We start from the raw sequence: 16437 nt of genomic DNA on the forward strand, positions 1-16437 counted from the left end.
GTTAGGGGGGGTTTGGGGGGGGGGGCCGGCAATGGGGGGGGGGGAGGGGGGGGCCACCCCGGCAAGGGCGAAAGATGGGGCCTACTTTACCCGCCATCCCGCGAATGCAACACCCCGGCCGCGAATCCGCGAGGACGGCGCGGTGATGACTGGACGGCGCGCGAACCGCTGCTACAATCGCCGCTCTGTCATTGGGGAGTAGCCATCCTTTTCCCCTAAAGGAGTCAGCGTCAACAGACTTGGTGGTTCAGTGCTGCGGAGCAGCCGCTAGAACCCCATGGCGCTGACGGCACCCACGTCCGGCTTGCCGCCGCGTGGATCAGCCAGGCGAGACCTTTGGCCGCGTAGCGTTCACCCTTGGCCGGGCGAGCCGCTGCGTCGCGCCAATGGTATCTGCTCGTCCGGCCGCGTTCCCATGTTGCTCACCCTGTTTCTGTTCTTCCTGTCCGCGGCAGTGATCTACGTCGCGTGCGAGTTCTTCGTCAACGGCGTCGAATGGGTCGGTCATCGCTTCCAGTTGGGCGCGACCGCCACCGGCACCGTGCTGGCGGCCTTCGGCACCGCGCTGCCGGAAAGCGCCGTCACCTTCATGGCCGTTGTCTTCGGCGATACCCCAGAACAAAAGGACATCGGCGTCGGCGCCGCAATGGGCGGTCCTCTCGTGTTGGCCACGCTGGCCTACGCCGTGGTCGGCCTGGCCCTGTGGCGCGCGCGCCGCGGCCAACCCGCGCAGGCAGACTGTATCAACGCGGACCAGCGCCGGCTGGCCCGCGACCAGGCCTGGTTCATGGGCATCTTCATCTTCAAGGTGGGCCTGGGGCTGCTGGCCTTCGCCTGGAAGCCGTGGCTGGGCTTCGTGTTTCTGGCCACGTACGCGCTCTACATCAAGCGCGAGCTGAGCAACGACGAGGAATGCCTGGACTGCGAGGACCTCGAGCCGCTCAAGCTGCGACCCCGCGACGAGAACCCGACCATGTTCTGGGCCGCCACGCAGACCATCATGGCGCTGGTGGTGATCGCCGGCGCGTCGCACGTCTTCGTGAACCAGATCGAACTGCTCGGCATTGCGATGGGCGCGTCGCCGCACGTGGCCGCGCTGCTGCTTGCGCCGGTGGCTACCGAATTGCCGGAAATCATGAACGCGCTGATCTGGGTGCGCCAGGGCAAGGAGCGTCTGGCGCTCGCCAACATCTCGGGCGCCATGATGATCCAGGCCACCATCCCCAGCGCGCTCGGCATCTTCATGACGCCGTGGGTGCTGGATGCGCCCCTGCTGGCCGCAGGTCTCTTCACCATGGTGTCCATCGGCCTGTTGTGGATGCGCTTCCGCCGCGCTGCCATGAGCGTGCCGGCGCTGTCGGCGGTGGGCGGACTGTATGCGCTGTTCGCCGGCTATCTGGGCTGGCACTTCTACGCCTGAGCGCAGTTGCCGGGCAGGCCTCTCCGTGCCTGTCCGGCTTTGCTTCATTTGTGTGTCAAAAGTGCGTCAGACCCTTGTCCATCAGTACAAACCCGCGTAAACTCGCCGTGTTTTCCATCCCAGGAGTTGTCTTCGTGAATACCGATTCCGGCGAAAGTTGTCGATCTTGCATCGACGTCGCTGTCTGACAGGATCCACGCAGAACTCCGTCTGCCGCATCCTGTCATTCAGGTTGCGGTGTATCCCAAGCGCCAGGCATCAGCCCGGCCCAAAGTGCAGGCCTACGGTCTGCCGGGACTCCCCCCGACATAAACCGCCAGAACCGCCGCTAGTCGCAGCGCCAGCGTTCGTGCACGTTCGTCGTGCCCGCCGCAAGGGCGTTGTCCGGCTGCGCTCGTGTTCGCGATCACGCTCCGCCTTCTTGTCATGGAGGTCGTTATGCGTTTCTTCGACTTGTTCCTGCGCCGCGCTGGCGTGGACCGTGCCACCGCCCTGGGCCGCCGTCGCGGCACGTCCCGGCTGACGGTGATCTGTCCTCGCGGTGAGCTCGGCGCCCTGCGCAAGCAGATCTGCCTGGACTTCAGCGCCGCCGGCCTGGATGTCGCGCAAGTGCAGATCGATCAAGGCCAGGAGCCGGATCTCGCATCGGCTTGCATTACCGTCAATTGCCCCCCGGAGCTGCGGGCGGAACTGATGACGCAAGCGCGCCGTCTGAGCGCCAACCCTGCTGTCCGTCACGTGCATTTCGGCGCGCAGGCCGCATTGGCCTGATCGCGCCTTTTCTTTCAACCCAGGAGAAATCATGCCTAGCGCCTTAGACCCAGAGCCTCGATTGCGCCCTGCGCGCGGCTCCGGCATGCCTATCTGACCCGTCATCTCCCTGCGAGCCGACTGGCCGGATAGACATCCCGGTCCGTACGGAACCCGCAGCCTGGAATCCCCGGCCCAGCACGCGCCCTGCGCGCCCCGGCGCCCGGTCCTGATTCCACCGCCCGCTCCCTTTCCGTTTTCCGCACCCGGCGCGCCATAGACGCGATCCGGACACCGGCAACATTGCTCCGGCGCCTGCGCACGCCCGTCAGTGGCGGTCCCACGGCATTTCCTCGGAAACGCCGCGGCCCGCTGCTGCCCGCGCGCGGCCGCTATCGGCAGGGTAGTCCGTGTCTCCCGCAACAACTTTAATAAATGCGGAGCACTCCCATGTTTGCTTTCCTGAAGTCCTTTTTTTCTTCCGCTGCGCGTCTGCGCGGCACCGGCCGGCACTTTCGCCGCGCCCCCATTCTCGAGCAAGGCGGGGATGAGGCCGCGGCATCGTCCGAAGCCGCCCGCCGCGCCAGCCAGCGTATGGTCGAGACGTCCCGGCTCGGTTTCGATTCGCTGTTCGAACGGTTTGGCAGCGGCTGGGGCGGCCTGTCCGACGCCCAGGCGCTGGCCGCGCGCGAACGCCACGGCGCCAACGAGGTCGACCACGAAAAGCCGCTGTCCTGGCCAGCGCACCTGTGGCTGTCGTACCGCAATCCGTTCAATCTGCTGCTGACCGCGCTGGCCGTGCTGTCGTGGCTGACCGACGTGCGCATGGCCGCGCCCGAGGAACAGTCCTGGACGGCGGTTGCGATCATCGGCTCGATGGTGGTGATCTCGACGGTGCTGCGCTTCGTGCAGGAGCAGCGCTCGAACCGCGCCGCCGAGGCCCTGAAGGCGATGGTGCGCAACACCGCGACGGTGCTGCGCAGCGATGCCGGAGCGCCGGCCGCCGGAGCGCCGGACGCGGGCAATGGCCGGCGCTTCTTCGGCGCCGCCCTGCATGCCACCGGCTCGCAACAGCGCGAAGTGCCGCTGGCCGACCTGGTGCCCGGCGACGTGGTGCTGCTGTCCGCGGGCGACATGGTCCCCGCCGATTGCCGCATCCTCAACGCCAAGGACCTTTTCGTTGCGCAGGCCGCGCTGACGGGCGAATCGCTGCCCGTCGAAAAGCACATGTCCCCGCGTGAGCAATCGGCCAATGCCCTCGAGCTCGAAAACATCGCCTTCATGGGCACCAACGTGGTCAGCGGAGCGGGCAGCGCGCTGGTGGTGGCCACCGGCTCGGACACGTACTTCGGCCAGTTGGCGGGCCGCGTCACACAGACCTCGCGCGCGCCCACGCAGTTCCAGCAGGGCATCAACCCCGTGAGCTGGATCCTGATCCGCTTCATGCTCGTCATGGCGCCGGTGGTGATGTTGATCAACGGCTTCACCAAGGGCGACTGGCTCGAAGCGCTGCTGTTCGCGCTGGCCATCGCGGTGGGACTGACGCCCGAAATGCTGCCCATGATCGTCACCGCGACGCTCGCCAAGGGCGCCGTGCGCATGTCGCGCCGCAAGGTGGTGGTCAAGCGCCTGGATGCGATTCAGAACCTGGGCGCCATGAACGTGCTGTGCACCGACAAGACCGGCACGCTGACGCAGGATCGCATCGTGCTCGAGCGCCATACCGACGTGTATGGCGCGGCCAGCGACGACGTGCTGGCGTACGCGTATCTGAACAGCTACTACCAGACGGGCCTGAAAAACCTGCTGGACGTGGCGGTGCTGGAGCATGCCGAGGTCGCGCGCAGCCTGGATCTGGCGGGCCGTTACCGCAAGATCGACGAGATCCCGTTCGACTTCTCGCGCCGCCGCATGTCCGTCGTGGTGAACGAGACCGAGAACGGCCGCGACCACCACGAACTGATCTGCAAGGGGGCGCTCGAGGAAATGCTCTCGGCCTGCACGCGGCTGCGCGTGGGCAACGAGGTGCAGCCGCTGACCGACGCCCGCCGCGCCGATATCCGCCGCGTGACCGCCGGTCTGAACCGCGATGGCCTGCGCGTCATCGCGGTGGGCGTCAAAGAGTTGCCGCCCACGCAGCAGGCCTATGGCATCGCAGACGAATCCGATCTGGTGCTGGTGGGGTACATCGCGTTTCTGGATCCTCCCAAGGAGTCGACGGGGCCCGCGCTGGCTGCGCTGAAGGACTCGGGCATCGAGGTCAAGGTGCTGACCGGCGACGTTGAACTGGTCACGCGCAAGGTCTGCCGCGAAGTGGGACTGGACGTGCGCAAGGTGTACCTGGGCGCCGAGATCGAGGCGATGGACGACGAGGAGCTTGCCGCCGCCGTGCGCGAGGCCAACGTGTTCGCCCGCCTGTCGCCCATCCACAAGGAACGCATCGTGCGCAGCCTGCGCGCGCAGGGCAACACGGTGGGGTTCATGGGGGATGGCATCAATGACGCGCCGGCGCTGCGGGCGGCGGACGTGGGCATTTCGGTGGATTCGGCGGTGGATATCTCGAAAGAGGCTGCCGACATCATCCTGCTGGAAAAGAGCCTGATGGTGCTGGAGGACGGCGTGATCGAAGGCCGCAAGACCTTCTGCAACATGCTCAAGTACCTGAAGATGACGGCCAGCTCGAACTTCGGCAACGTGTTTTCAGTGCTGGTCGCAAGCGCCTTCCTGCCGTTTCTGCCTATGCTGCCGATCCACCTGCTGCTGCAGAACCTGATGTACGACATTTCGCAGACGGCGATCCCGTTCGACAACGTCGACGAAGAACTGCTGAAGCAGCCGCAGCGCTGGGACCCGGACGGCCTGGGCCGCTTCATGGTGTTCTTCGGCCCGATCAGCTCGATTTTCGATATCGCCACCTATGCCGTCATGTGGTACGTGTTCCAGGCGAATGCGCCCGAGCACCAGACGCTCTTTCAGTCCGGCTGGTTTGTCGAAGGCCTGTTGTCGCAGACGCTGATCGTGCATATGATCCGCACGCGCCGGATTCCCTTCCTGCAAAGCCGCGCCTCGTGGCCGCTGATGGGTATGACGCTGATGGTGATCGCGCTGGGCCTTGTGCTGCCGTTCTCGCCGTTGGCGGAATACTTCCAGCTACAGGCGCTGCCCTGGAGCTATTTCCCCTGGCTCGTCGGCATCCTGCTCGGGTATTGCGTGCTGACGCAGGCGCTGAAGGGTTTCTGGGTGCGCCGCTACGGCTGGCAGTAGGCTGATGCAACCGGCGGCGGGCTCAACCCGCCGCCAACGCAAGGAAAGATCATGAGAATTGCATTTTGCGCCGCCTTGTCGGCGGCCGGCCTGATTCCGCCCTGTACCGCGCTGGCCGCGGATGCCGGGGCCGGACTGCAACTATATGGCGTGGTGGACGCGGGCGTTGCCGTGACCCGGGTGTCGGGGCAGGGCAGTCACAGCGGCCTGCTGAACGGCGGGCTGACCGACTCGCTCTGGGGGCTGCAGGGGACGGAAGACCTTGGCGGCAGTTGGGCCGCCAACTTCCAACTGGAAAGCGGCTTTGACCCGTCCAGCGGCACCGCGGCCGACGGCAGCCGCCTCTTCAACTATGGCGCCTGGGTCGGCCTGGCCCATGCGGACTATGGCGACTTGCGGTTCGGCCGCCAGTACACCGTTGGTCAGACCTACGGCGACGCGCTGGAGATCGCCTCCTGGAAAGACATGGGCATGGGCGCCACCTTCAAGGCGTCCGACAACTACCAGTTCAGCAACATGGTGAACTGGTATTCGCCGCAGTGGCGCGGGTTCCAGGCCGGGGTCGGATACGCCTTCGACGCGGATGGGCAGGACAACTTCCGCACCAACCAGAACACTCGGGCAATCAGTGTGGGCCTGAAGTATGAGGACGGCCCGCTGCTGGCCGTGGCGACTTGGGAACAACTGCGCCTGGCCGACCCGCCCGCGGCGGCCGAGGGGCGTCCGCAGGCGATGCAGCTGGGCGCCTCGTACGACTTTGAGGTGGCCAAGGTGTCGGTGGCCTGGTCGCGCCAGCGCAACGGTTACGTGGGACTGGACGGCGGCGACCCGGATGGCTTGGGCGTGGGGCTGGGCCCGGCGGCCTTCGTGCAGGGCGGCACGGTCGATGCCTGGCTGGTCGGGGTCAGCGTGCCTGCCGGGCCGGGTGCGGTGCTGGTGCAATGGTCCCTGGCCAAACCCGACTGGCGTTGGGCCAATGGCATGACGGCGCGCAATGCGCAGGTCGCGACGCTGGGCTATACCTACGACTTGTCCCCACGCACGACTCTCTACGCCTTCGCCGGCTACGCGTCGAACTACACGCTGGACAACCAGTTCGACCCCGGCAACGCCCACACCACGCGCATCGGCACGGGCGTGTCGCACCGCTTCTGACGCATGCCGCCGCCGGCGGCGCGCGGCAGCGGACAACGGCGGGGTCTACTACAATCGCCTGAGATCGGCGCCCGGCGCGCCGGTCCTCGTCTTCGCGTCGTTTCTCGGATGGCCCGCATGGATAGTCTCGAATGGCTCGTACCCTGGGAGTTCTCTCCCACGCTGGTGGCTTCCTTCCTGGTGGCCATCGTGCTGTTCGTACGCGGCCAGCGGGTCCACCACGTCACGCGTGCGCGCAGCATTCTGTTCTGGACGGGGATGGTCCTGCTGTACCTGTCGCTGCACACCCGCCTCGACTATTACGCCGAGCGCATGTTCTTCATCCATCGCATCCAGCATCTGGTCCTGCATCATCTGGGACCGCTGCTCGTCATGGCGGCCTTCCCCGGACAGGTGATGCGGGCGGGCCTGCCGATGCGGTGGCGCGTGCGGCTGCGCGACTTCCTGCGCACGGGCACGGGCCGCGCCACGGTGGCCGTGCTGACCAACAAGATTTTCGTGCCGGCCCTCTTCGTGTTCCTCGTGCTGGTCTGGCTGATCCCGTCGGTGCAGTTTTATTCGATGCTGGATTGGCGCCTGTACCGGCTCATGAACTGGTCGGTGGTGATCAGCGGCTTCATGTACTGGAACCTGATTCTGGACCGTCGTCCAGCGCCCCCGGCGGCCATGTCGCCCGGCGGTCGGGTGATCTCGCCCGTGGCGACCATGCTGCCGCAGATGGTCGCGGGCGCCGTCATCGCCTTCACGGAAAGCGACATCTACCCGCTCTTCGAGCTGTGCGGCCGTGCCATCGCCATGTCGGCGCAGACCGATCAGACGATCGGCGGGCTGACGATGTGGATCCCCGCCGCGCTGGTGGAAGTGATCGGCCTGATGGTGGCATTGGGAACGCTGATGCGTCTTTCCGCCAAGGGGCGGCTGCGCAAGGCGGACCGCGATGCGCGCGCGCGCGCCAAGTCCGGCGCGGCGCTATCGTCGTAAGCCCGGCCGGGAATGCCGCGCTGATTGGCGCATTCCCGTCAGGCCGTGCCGGTCATTCCGGCAGCAGGCCGTGATACTTCTTGCCCAGCGCCACGGTGGCCTGGAACATGCCGGCCTTGTTGCCGCAGTCGTAGCGCACGCCGTCGAAGCGATGCGCATAGACCTCGCGCTCGCGCATCAGCGAGGCGATGCCGTCGGTCAACTGGATCTCGTTGCCCGCGCCCATCTTGGTCGAGCGCAGATGGTCGAAGATCGCGGCTTCCAGTACATAGCGGCCCACAACAGCCAGCGTCGACGGTGCGGCCTCCGGGTCCGGCTTTTCGACGATGTGCGTGACGCGCTCGGTGCGGCTGTCCGCCGGCGTTTCGCCAGTATGGGTGGCCACGATGCCGTACTTGCGCGTGTCGGCGCGCGGCACGTCCTGCACGCCCAGCACGCTGGCGTTGCGCGCCACGGCCACATCCACCAGTTGCTTCATGGCAGGCGTATTGGCGTCGATCAGGTCGTCGGCCAGCAGAACGGCAAAGGGTTCGTCACCCACGGCGGGCGCGGCCGACAGCACGGCGTGGCCCAGGCCCAATGGGGCCGACTGGCGGATATAGAGGCAATTGACGTGCGCGGGTAGAATGCCCCGCACCATTGCCAGGAGTTCATGCTTGCCCTTGCTTTCCAGGTCGGTTTCCAGCTCGGGTGCAGAATCGAAATGGTCCTCGATGGCGCGCTTGTTGCGGCCGGTCACGAATATGAGATCAGTGATGCCGGCGGCGACGGCCTCTTCCACCGCGTATTGAATCAGGGGCTTGTCGACCACGGGCAGCATTTCCTTGGGCATCGCCTTGGTGGCGGGCAGGAAGCGTGTACCCATGCCGGCGACAGGGAAAACGGCTTTACGGACGGGACGCATTGATACCTCGTTGAGGATTCGATGAAACATTTTAAGCTCATCGCTATCATAGGCTTATGAACCGCAGGAACATGCCATCCATTTGCTCGATTGCGAAACGGGGCGCGATCGCTAGCCTTTGCGCGGCGCTCGCCATTCCCGTTGCTCCCGTCGCCGCGTGGGCGCAGCCGGTCGGGTTGCCTTCCATGGGCGCCGCCTCGTCGTCCGACCTGTCGCCCATGCTGGAGCGCACGCTGGGCGAAGCCATCATGTCGCAGGGGCGCCGCGACCCCACTTACATCGACGACTCCGAACTCAGCCAATACCTCACGACGATGGGGCGCAAGCTGGCGCAGTTTGCGCCAGGCGGCGTGCCCGAGGTCGAGATGTTCGGCGTGCGCGATCCCGAAATCAACGCATTCGCGATGCCGGGCGGCTTCATTGGAATCAACACGGGTCTGATCGTGTCGTCGGCCAGCGAGTCCGAACTTGCGGCCGTGGTCGCCCACGAAATCGGCCACGTCGTGCAGCGCCACATTGCGCGCGGCATGACCCAGCAGAATCAGAACGGCATGCTCATGCTGGCCAGCCTGGCGGGCGCGTTGCTTGCGGCGCTGGCGGGCGGCGGCGGCAATCTTTCCATGGGCGTGGCCGCCTTCGGTCAGGCGGCGGCCATCAACCGGCAGTTGGGCTTTTCCCGCGACGCCGAACGCGAGGCCGATCGCGCCGGCCTGCAGATGCTCACCAAGGCCGGCTACGACGCCGCCGGCATGTCGCAGATGTTTGCGCGGCTGATGAACGCTTCGCGCCTGAACGAAGGCGCGGGCGGCGGCTCGTGGGCCAGTACCCACCCGCTGTCGATCGAGCGCATGTCCGACGTGCAGAACCGCACCCGCGCGCTGCCGGCAACGCGCCATCTGGACAGCGACGACTTCTGGTACATCCGCGCCAAGATGCGCGTGGTGCAGGGCCGCGATACCGTGGGCTTGCGCACCGCCGGACAGCAATTGCAGGACGAGGCCCAGGCGCTCTCGGGCGTGCGGCAGTCTGCCGCTTATTACGGACTGTCCCTGCAGAACTATCAGCGCAACAATCTTGCGGAAGCGGAACGCTATTGGAATCTGGCGTCCGCCGATGGGCGCAGTTCGCCCCAGTTGGCGAAGCTGGGCGTGGACATCGCGCTGGCGCGCAAGGATTTCCCGCAGGCGCTGTCACTGGCCCAGGCGGGCACCAAGCGCTATCCGGACCACCGGGCGCTGGGCATCGCGTACGCGCAGGCGCTGCAGGGCAATGGGCGGCACGCCGAGGCGCAGGACTACCTGCGCGCCAAGATCAAGCAGTGGGGCAGCGACGAGCCCAGCCTTTACCAGATGCTGGCGCAAAGCGAAGAGCGCAACGGCAAGCCCGTACAGGCGCGCCGCGACCTGGCGCGTTACTACGTCATGACAGGCGCCTATGCGGCCGCGGAATCGCAACTGCAACAGGCGCGCGGCCTGTCCAAGGACTTCTACGAGCAGTCGCAGATCGACGTGCAGATCAAGGAAGTGAAGGACAAGCTGGCCGAAGAGCGCCAGCTGCTCGAGCGCTTCAAGTCGGGCTGACGGGCGCCTAGAGACCCGTTTCGAAGAACCGCCCCAGCCGCTGCGGCAGCCAGTTCAGATGACCCGGAAAGCTGCCTGTCGGAAAGCCCGCGTGCCCGCCATCGGAAGGCTGGTGCAGCAGGATGCCCGGCGCGCACTCGTCAGGTTTCGGCAGCGAAGCGGCAGGAATGAAGGGGTCGTTGCGCGCGTTCAGCACCAGCGTCGGCACCGCAATCTTTGGCAGCCACGGCTTGCTGGAGGCGCGCGTCCAGTAGTCCAGCGCATTGCGAAAACCGTGCATCGGCGCGGTATAGGTGTCGTCGAACTCGCGCAGATCGTGCGCGTGCGCGATCCGCATGACGTCGATGGAACCCGGAAACCGGTGCGCCTTTTCCAGGACCTTGTGCTTGAGCGTCTTCAGAAAGTGCGCAGTATACACGCGCCGGTTGAAGATGCCGGTGGATAGCGTCTTGCCGCAGGCGACCAGATCCAGCGGCGCCGACACGCCGGCGCAGGCGGTCAGCCACGTGGTGTCTTCCTGGTGTTCCCCCAGGTACTTCAGCAGCGCGTTGCCGCCCAGCGATACGCCGACGGCATGCCAGCGCGCGTGGGGAATGCGCTGGCGCACGGTGTTGAGCAGAAATCCGACCTCGGCCGAGTCACCCGAGTAATACGCCCGGGCCAGCCGGTTGGGCACGCCAGAGCAACCCCGGAAATGCGCGATGACCACGATCCACCCGCGCGCCCGGAAATGGTGCGCGACGGACTGCGCATAGCGGCTGTTGCTGCCGCCTTCCAGGCCGTGGAACAGGATCAGGGCAGGGGTGTCGGGCGTTTGCGGCAGCGACTTCCAGTCTGCGTCCGTCATCCAGCGCGCCGCGGCGGTCTTGCCATTGCCGACCGGTCGTTGGCCGCTCACCGGCGCGCCATCGGCGGCCTTGTGCGGAAACAGACCAGGGCCTGTCCAGTCGAAGTCGACGAAGTCCGTATCGGGCGTGTCGACGCGATCGCGCACGAACGCGATGCGGTGATACTGCGCGAACAGGGCGGCGTAGACCGTCTGGCTGTCGCCCCCGGGAAGCCAGGGGGGTACAGGGCAGGGCGTTGTATCAAGACGAGCAGCGGCCAACTGGGAATCCACCGCGTTCAATGAAGCATGTCGGGCACGTCGTGCAGGTCGAGCACCCCGGCTTCGGAGGGCGCCTGCGAGGCATGGTGCATGACCATGCGCCAGCCCGTGGGGCCCTTGTGGTAGATGTTGGTGGCATAGCAGTTGGCGAACTGCGTGCCCTCACGCGTGCGCACCGCGACCTGTTCCACCAGGACATGCACCGCGCACATCATGCTGAGCATGACGAGCGGGCGCAGTGGACGCACATGCAACGGACCGTTGGCCAGCACCTGTTGCCAGGACTCGTGCACCGCGGAATGGCCGACGACGCGCAGCCCTCCCGGATGGATGCATACGACTTCCTCGTCGTCGGCCCAGACCTGCATCAGGCGGACGGCGTCCGCCTGCTCAAGGGCTTCGTAGAACGCGTGTTCTGCTTCTTCGGGCGTGGCGAACATGGCTGCTGAAACGGTTAAGCGTGTTATGGGGCGGTGCCGCTCAATGGTGGCCGTGCAACACCGTGCCGGCCTTCAGGCGGTACTCGGCGCCACAGTAGGCGCAGCTTGCGGAACCGGTGCGGGCCACGTCCAGGAAGACGCGGGGATGCATGCTCCAGAGCGGAGCCTTGGGGCCGGGACAGAACACGGGAAGGTCTTCGGCGCCGACCTCGATGACTTCGTTAGCGCGGGAGCCGGCGGCCGGGGCAGCAGCGGTCATGGATATTCCTGAAAAAAAACCGATAGACGGCAGGTTGAAACAATGATGCGGTCTTGCTGGGCAAAAGCGCGCCAATCAGAATTGAGAATCAGACTTTACTTAGCCAGTGATGGTACTTCGGGTTGCGGCCATTCACCACGTCAAAAAACGCGTTCTGCAATAGTTCGGTGACTGGACCACGCCGGCCCGAGCCGATCTGGCGGTTGTCGACTTCGCGGATGGGCGTGACTTCAGCGGCCGTGCCGGTGAAGAACGCCTCGTCCGCGATGTAGACGTCGTCGCGGGTGAGCCGTTTGGTGACCACACGCAGGCCGAGGTCGGCGGCCAGGGCGTGTATGGTCGAGCGGGTGATGCCGGTCAGGGCGGAAGCGATCTCGGGTTCGCAGAGCACCCCGTCCTTGACCAGAAAAAGATTTTCGCCGGAGCCTTCGGCCACGAAGCCGTCGGTGTCCAGCAGCAGGGCCTCGTCGTAGCCGTCCTGCAGGGCTTCGGTATTGGCCAGGATGGAATTGGCGTAGGTGGTGGCGACCTTGGCGCGCGGCATCGTGACATTCACGTGCTGGCGCGCAAATGACGACACCTTCACGCGGATGCCGCCGGACAGCGCCTCTTCGCCCAGATACGCGCCCCAGGGCCATGCCGCGATGGCCACGTGCACCCGGGCGCCCTTGGGCGACACACCCATTTTTTCGGGGCCGTAGAACACGAGGGGGCGCAGGTAGCCGGATTCAAGCTGGTTTTCGCGCACGACCGTCCGCTGCGCCTCGTTGATCGTGTCGCGATCGAACGGCATGGGGATCTGGTAGATGTGCGCCGAATTGAAGAGCCGGTTGGTGTGGTCTTCGAGGCGGAAGATAGCCGTGCCGAGGGTGGAGTTGTAAGCGCGCACGCCTTCGAAGACGGACAGCCCGTAGTGCAGCGAATGCGTCAGGACATGCGTCGTCGCGTCTCGCCATGGGACGAGCTTGCCGTCATACCAGATGAAACCGTCGCGGTCAGCCATCGACATGGTCTTCTCCACACAGTGCGCACCAAACCTGCCGCCGTGCGCCAGGCCATGGGGGCCAAGAATCTCGAGGGCGCTATTGTATCAAGCAGCGAGGTTACAATACGGGCCTATTCGCGCAGTTCATTCCCATCGAGTATCCATGTCGTCCTGCCTGAATCGCCAGGGGCCAGCCGTTGTCCTCTGAAACCGCGCTTCCTGAATCCGAAGACCCAGTCCTGGTCCGCCAGGAACGCGTAACCGCCTTCCGTGCCGGCGTCCATGCCATCGTGCCCGCCCTGATCGCCACCGCGACCTGGGGATTGGTCACCGGTGTGGCGATGGTCAAGTCCGGACTGACGGAATCCATGGCGCTTGCCATGACGCTGCTGCTGTATGCCGGCTCGGCCCAGCTCACCTCATTGCCGCTCATCGCCGCCGGCGCGCCGCTCTGGCTGATCTTCGCGGCCGGCTGCGTCGTGAATCTGCGTTTCATCATCTTCGGCGCGGCCCTGCAGCCCTACTTCCGCCACCTGTCGTGGCCCAAGCGCCTGGGACTCGGCTATTTCACAACGGACATGGGCTTCGTGCTGTTCATGCCCCGTTTTGGCGACTCGGTCGAACGCGGGACCCGCGAGCAACTCTGGTTCTTCCTGGGTTCAATCGTGCCGGGCTGGCTGGTCTGGCAGTCGTCGTCGATCATCGGCATCTATCTGGGCGCGCAGGTCCCCACCGATTGGTCCCTGGATTTTGCCGCCGTGCTGGCGCTGCTGGCCATCACGGTGCCGCTGGCCAGTTCCAAACCGATGCTGGTGTCGATGCTGGCCGCCGGCGTCGTCGCCTGGGTGGGGCAGGCAATGCCCCTGCGCCTCGGGCTGGCTGCGGCGGTGATCTCCGGTGTCATCGCCGGCATGTGGGCCGAACGCTTCTTCAAGGCGCGTCCATGACAAATTGGTCCTGGGAACTCTACGTCTATTCCGCCATCCTGCTGCTTGCCCTGTGCAGCGTATTGACGCGTGCCGGGTTCATGCTGTTTGGCGATTACATTCCGCTGTCCGACAATGTGCGCCGCGCCTTGCGCTACGCTCCCGCCGCGGCGCTGACTGCCATCGTGGTCCCCGATCTGCTGCCCTGGAAGGCTGGGCTGGGCCCTGTCTTCGACTACAAGCTGGTCGCCGGGCTGGTCGCCATCCTGGTGTTCCTGCGCACCCGCAGCGCGGTGCTTGTGATCGTGGTCGGCATGCTGGTGCTCTGGGGTTTGCGCTGGCTGGCCAGCTGACGGCCACAAATCCAGGGTCACATCGTCCGTCTGATGGACACTCGAGGCACTTTTTTTGCCTCGGTGGGCCGTTGGATCGTGCTGCCGACCGGCCCTCAAACAGACCGTTTGACCGTGTGGTAAGGCGGCTGCGCTAAAATTCATCAATCCACAGCAATCCGGGCCTGGTACTGCCCTCATAAGTATCGAATCCAGCATGGATGCCCCGATGCCTTATGTAGCAGTGCATGCAGCACTCTCGTTTTGTTCTTTTTCACTGGTCCCGGTACTTGCCTAACCCCTGATGACTGAATCCACTCAAACCGCAGCACCCACCGCTGACGCGCCCGCGCCCGCGCCGACGTTCGACGATTTCGGGTTGCACCCCCTGTTGTTGCAGTCCATCGCCGAAACCGGCTACACCACCCCCACGCCCATCCAGGCGCAGGCCATTCCCGTCGTGGTGTCGGGTCGTGACGTCATGGGCGCCGCGCAGACCGGCACCGGCAAGACGGCGGCCTTCACGGTGCCGATCCTGCACCGTCTCATGCCGCTGGCCAACACCAGTGCTTCGCCCGCCCGGCATCCGGTGCGCGCGCTGATCCTGGCGCCCACGCGTGAACTGGCGGACCAGGTCTTCGAGAGCGTCAAGCGCTACAGCAAGAAGACGCCGCTGCGCTCGGCCGTCGTGTTCGGTGGCGTGGATATCGGTCCGCAGAAAGAAGCGCTGCGCCGCGGCTGCGAGGTGCTGGTCGCCACGCCGGGCCGCCTGCTCGACCACGTTGAACAAAAGAACGTGAACCTCAGCCAGGTCGGCATCCTGGTGCTGGACGAAGCAGACCGCATGCTCGACATGGGTTTTCTGCCCGATCTCGAACGCATCATCCGGCTGCTGCCCGCGCAGCGCCAGGGCCTCTTGTTCTCGGCCACGTTCAGCAACGAAATCCGCAAGCTGGGCCGTTCATACCTGAACCAGCCTGTGGAAATCGAAGTGGCGGCGCGCAACGCCACCGCGACGACCATCACCCAGATCGCCTACAAGATGACCAGCGACGCCAAGCGCGCCGCCGTCGTGCATCTGGTGAAGTCCCGCGGCCTGAACCAGGTCATCGTTTTCTCGAACACCAAGATCGGCACGGCGCGCCTGGCGCGCGACCTCGAACGCGACGGCGTCAAGGCTGAATCGATTCACGGCGACAAAACCCAGGCCGACCGCATGAAAGCGCTGGAAGCCTTCAAGGCGGGCGAGCTCGAAGTGCTGGTCGCAACCGACGTGGCCGCGCGCGGCCTGGATGTGGCGGGCGTGCCTTGCGTCATCAACTACGACTTGCCGTACAACGCCGAAGACTACGTGCACCGCATCGGCCGCACGGGCCGCGCGGGTGCGTCGGGCGAAGCCATTGCCCTGTTCACCGCCGATGAAGAGCGTTTCCTGCTCGACATCGAAAAGCTCATCAAGCGCGAAGTGCCTCGTGGCACGCTCGACGTGCCGGCCGATCTGATCGCCCGCAGCCATCGCCGCAGCGACGGTGGTTCGCATTCGCGCGAAGGGCGCGAGAGCAGCCGCGAAAGCCGCGGCGACCGTGGCGATCGCGGCCGTTCTTCGGACCGCCGCTCCAGCCATCATGGCGGCGGCTCGCGCCAACCGGTGGACGACTTCTTCCTGAAGCCTTACGAGCCCTCGACGACTGCCGCGCCGGCCGAAGAACAGGATTCGCGCAGCAATGCCGCGCCGTCGTCGGCGCCCAAGCGCCAGCTTGCCGTCCTGCTCGGCGGCAGCCGCAAGCCCTGATCGCACGCGATACCGGTCGCCGGTCCTCGGACCGCAAAAAAACCCGCAAGGCCTTCTCAGGCGTTGCGGGTTTTTTGTTGGGCGCGGCGCGATGTCAGGCGGCCAGCATTCGCGGCAGATCGGGCAGGGCGGTGGTCACGGCCGCGCTGTCTTCGTCAAGGCTTTCCAGCAGACGCTCCAGGTGGCCGATATGCGGCAGCATGGGGCCGTAGAACACGACACGACCGCCGATCTGCACCAGCAGCGTAGGGAAGTTTTCGACGTCCACGTCGCCCAGCAATTCAGCGTGATCCTCGATGTCGACCCATGCAAAGACGTGTTGCGGCAAGGCGCCGGCCAGGGCCTGCAATTTGGGCTTGTATTCTTCGCAGGTGTCGCACCAGGCGGCGCAGAAACAGGCGATGAGCCAGGTGTTGGGCGTGGCGCTCAGCCGCGAGCGCAGCGGGGCGAGATCGGTACCAGGAGTAAGCAGAGACATGTGAGCGGATCGGGGCGGGTTTGACTATCATACCCGGGTTGTTCACCCCTCAATTTGATTGCC

General features: G+C 65.6%; 15 protein-coding genes and 1 riboswitch. Of the genes, 9 read left to right on the forward strand and 6 right to left on the reverse strand.

All coding sequences use genetic code 11. The features are described from left to right. The first annotated feature begins 181 nt into the window (after window positions 1–181). A riboswitch (yybP-ykoY riboswitch) is annotated at window positions 182–372 on the forward strand. A gap of 43 nt (window positions 373–415) precedes the next feature. From MHZ91_RS25320 to MHZ91_RS25340, 5 genes are all read left to right on the forward strand, one after another. Further along, window positions 416–1420, forward strand: a complete 1005-nt coding sequence (locus tag MHZ91_RS25320) for a sodium:calcium antiporter (protein ID WP_175123193.1) — start codon at window positions 416–418, stop codon at window positions 1418–1420. 438 nt (window positions 1421–1858) lie between these two features. Further along, window positions 1859–2191, forward strand: coding sequence for a hypothetical protein (locus tag MHZ91_RS25325; protein WP_175123192.1), 333 nt, complete (start codon window positions 1859–1861; stop codon window positions 2189–2191). A 429-nt stretch (window positions 2192–2620) separates the two neighbouring features. Next, window positions 2621–5434: a magnesium-translocating P-type ATPase gene (gene mgtA, locus MHZ91_RS25330; protein ID WP_239216259.1), complete on the forward strand. Its 2814-nt coding sequence runs from the start codon at window positions 2621–2623 to the stop codon at window positions 5432–5434. 51 nt (window positions 5435–5485) lie between these two features. Further along, window positions 5486–6589: a porin gene (locus tag MHZ91_RS25335; RefSeq protein ID WP_239216261.1), complete on the forward strand. Its 1104-nt coding sequence runs from the start codon at window positions 5486–5488 to the stop codon at window positions 6587–6589. A 108-nt stretch (window positions 6590–6697) separates the two neighbouring features. Further along, the gene (locus MHZ91_RS25340) at window positions 6698–7570 is read left to right on the forward strand and encodes a cytochrome c oxidase assembly protein (RefSeq protein WP_175123189.1); all 873 of its coding nucleotides are present in this window, start codon (window positions 6698–6700) and stop codon (window positions 7568–7570) included. A gap of 52 nt (window positions 7571–7622) precedes the next feature. Here the strand turns inward: MHZ91_RS25340 and galU are convergent, their stop codons facing one another. Beyond that, on the reverse strand, window positions 7623–8474 hold the full coding sequence (gene galU / locus MHZ91_RS25345; RefSeq protein ID WP_175123188.1) for a UTP--glucose-1-phosphate uridylyltransferase GalU: 852 nt from the start codon (window positions 8472–8474) through the stop codon (window positions 7623–7625). A gap of 56 nt (window positions 8475–8530) precedes the next feature. Between galU and MHZ91_RS25350 the strand changes: the two genes are divergently transcribed. Beyond that, on the forward strand, window positions 8531–10054 hold the full coding sequence (locus MHZ91_RS25350; protein ID WP_239216263.1) for a M48 family metalloprotease: 1524 nt from the start codon (window positions 8531–8533) through the stop codon (window positions 10052–10054). Between the two features lie 7 nt (window positions 10055–10061). Here the strand turns inward: MHZ91_RS25350 and MHZ91_RS25355 are convergent, their stop codons facing one another. The 4 genes from MHZ91_RS25355 to MHZ91_RS25370 form a co-directional block, all read right to left on the reverse strand. Next, window positions 10062–11162 (reverse strand): YheT family hydrolase, encoded by a 1101-nt coding sequence (locus MHZ91_RS25355; RefSeq protein WP_239216265.1) that lies wholly within the window; start codon window positions 11160–11162, stop codon window positions 10062–10064. 17 nt (window positions 11163–11179) lie between these two features. Then, on the reverse strand, window positions 11180–11602 hold the full coding sequence (locus tag MHZ91_RS25360; RefSeq protein ID WP_175123185.1) for a nuclear transport factor 2 family protein: 423 nt from the start codon (window positions 11600–11602) through the stop codon (window positions 11180–11182). 40 nt (window positions 11603–11642) lie between these two features. Beyond that, window positions 11643–11861 carry a zinc-finger domain-containing protein gene (locus MHZ91_RS25365; protein ID WP_175123184.1) on the reverse strand — a complete coding sequence of 73 codons (219 nt, stop codon included), beginning with the start codon at window positions 11859–11861 and terminating at the stop codon, window positions 11643–11645. 88 nt (window positions 11862–11949) lie between these two features. Continuing rightward, window positions 11950–12870, reverse strand: coding sequence for a branched-chain amino acid transaminase (locus MHZ91_RS25370; protein ID WP_175123183.1), 921 nt, complete (start codon window positions 12868–12870; stop codon window positions 11950–11952). 173 nt (window positions 12871–13043) lie between these two features. On the opposite strand from MHZ91_RS25370, the gene MHZ91_RS25375 reads away from it, so the two are divergent. The 3 genes from MHZ91_RS25375 (at window position 13044) to MHZ91_RS25385 (ending at window position 15896) form a co-directional block, all read left to right on the forward strand. Further along, complete coding sequence (locus tag MHZ91_RS25375) at window positions 13044–13793, forward strand: AzlC family ABC transporter permease (RefSeq protein WP_239216267.1); 750 nt, start codon at window positions 13044–13046, stop codon at window positions 13791–13793. Continuing rightward, window positions 13790–14125 carry an AzlD domain-containing protein gene (locus tag MHZ91_RS25380; RefSeq protein WP_175123181.1) on the forward strand — a complete coding sequence of 112 codons (336 nt, stop codon included), beginning with the start codon at window positions 13790–13792 and terminating at the stop codon, window positions 14123–14125. Before MHZ91_RS25375 ends, MHZ91_RS25380 begins: the two co-directional genes overlap by 4 nt. A 283-nt stretch (window positions 14126–14408) precedes the next feature. Next, window positions 14409–15896 (forward strand): DEAD/DEAH box helicase, encoded by a 1488-nt coding sequence (locus MHZ91_RS25385; RefSeq protein WP_175123180.1) that lies wholly within the window; start codon window positions 14409–14411, stop codon window positions 15894–15896. Between the two features lie 94 nt (window positions 15897–15990). On the opposite strand, the gene MHZ91_RS25390 is transcribed toward MHZ91_RS25385, so the two are convergent. Continuing rightward, window positions 15991–16374 carry a thioredoxin family protein gene (locus MHZ91_RS25390; RefSeq protein WP_239216268.1) on the reverse strand — a complete coding sequence of 128 codons (384 nt, stop codon included), beginning with the start codon at window positions 16372–16374 and terminating at the stop codon, window positions 15991–15993. Between the last annotated feature and the right edge of the window lie 63 nt (window positions 16375–16437).

The organism is Achromobacter sp. ACRQX (genome assembly GCF_022346505.1).
In the GTDB taxonomy this organism is placed as follows: domain Bacteria; phylum Pseudomonadota; class Gammaproteobacteria; order Burkholderiales; family Burkholderiaceae_B; genus Achromobacter; species Achromobacter animicus.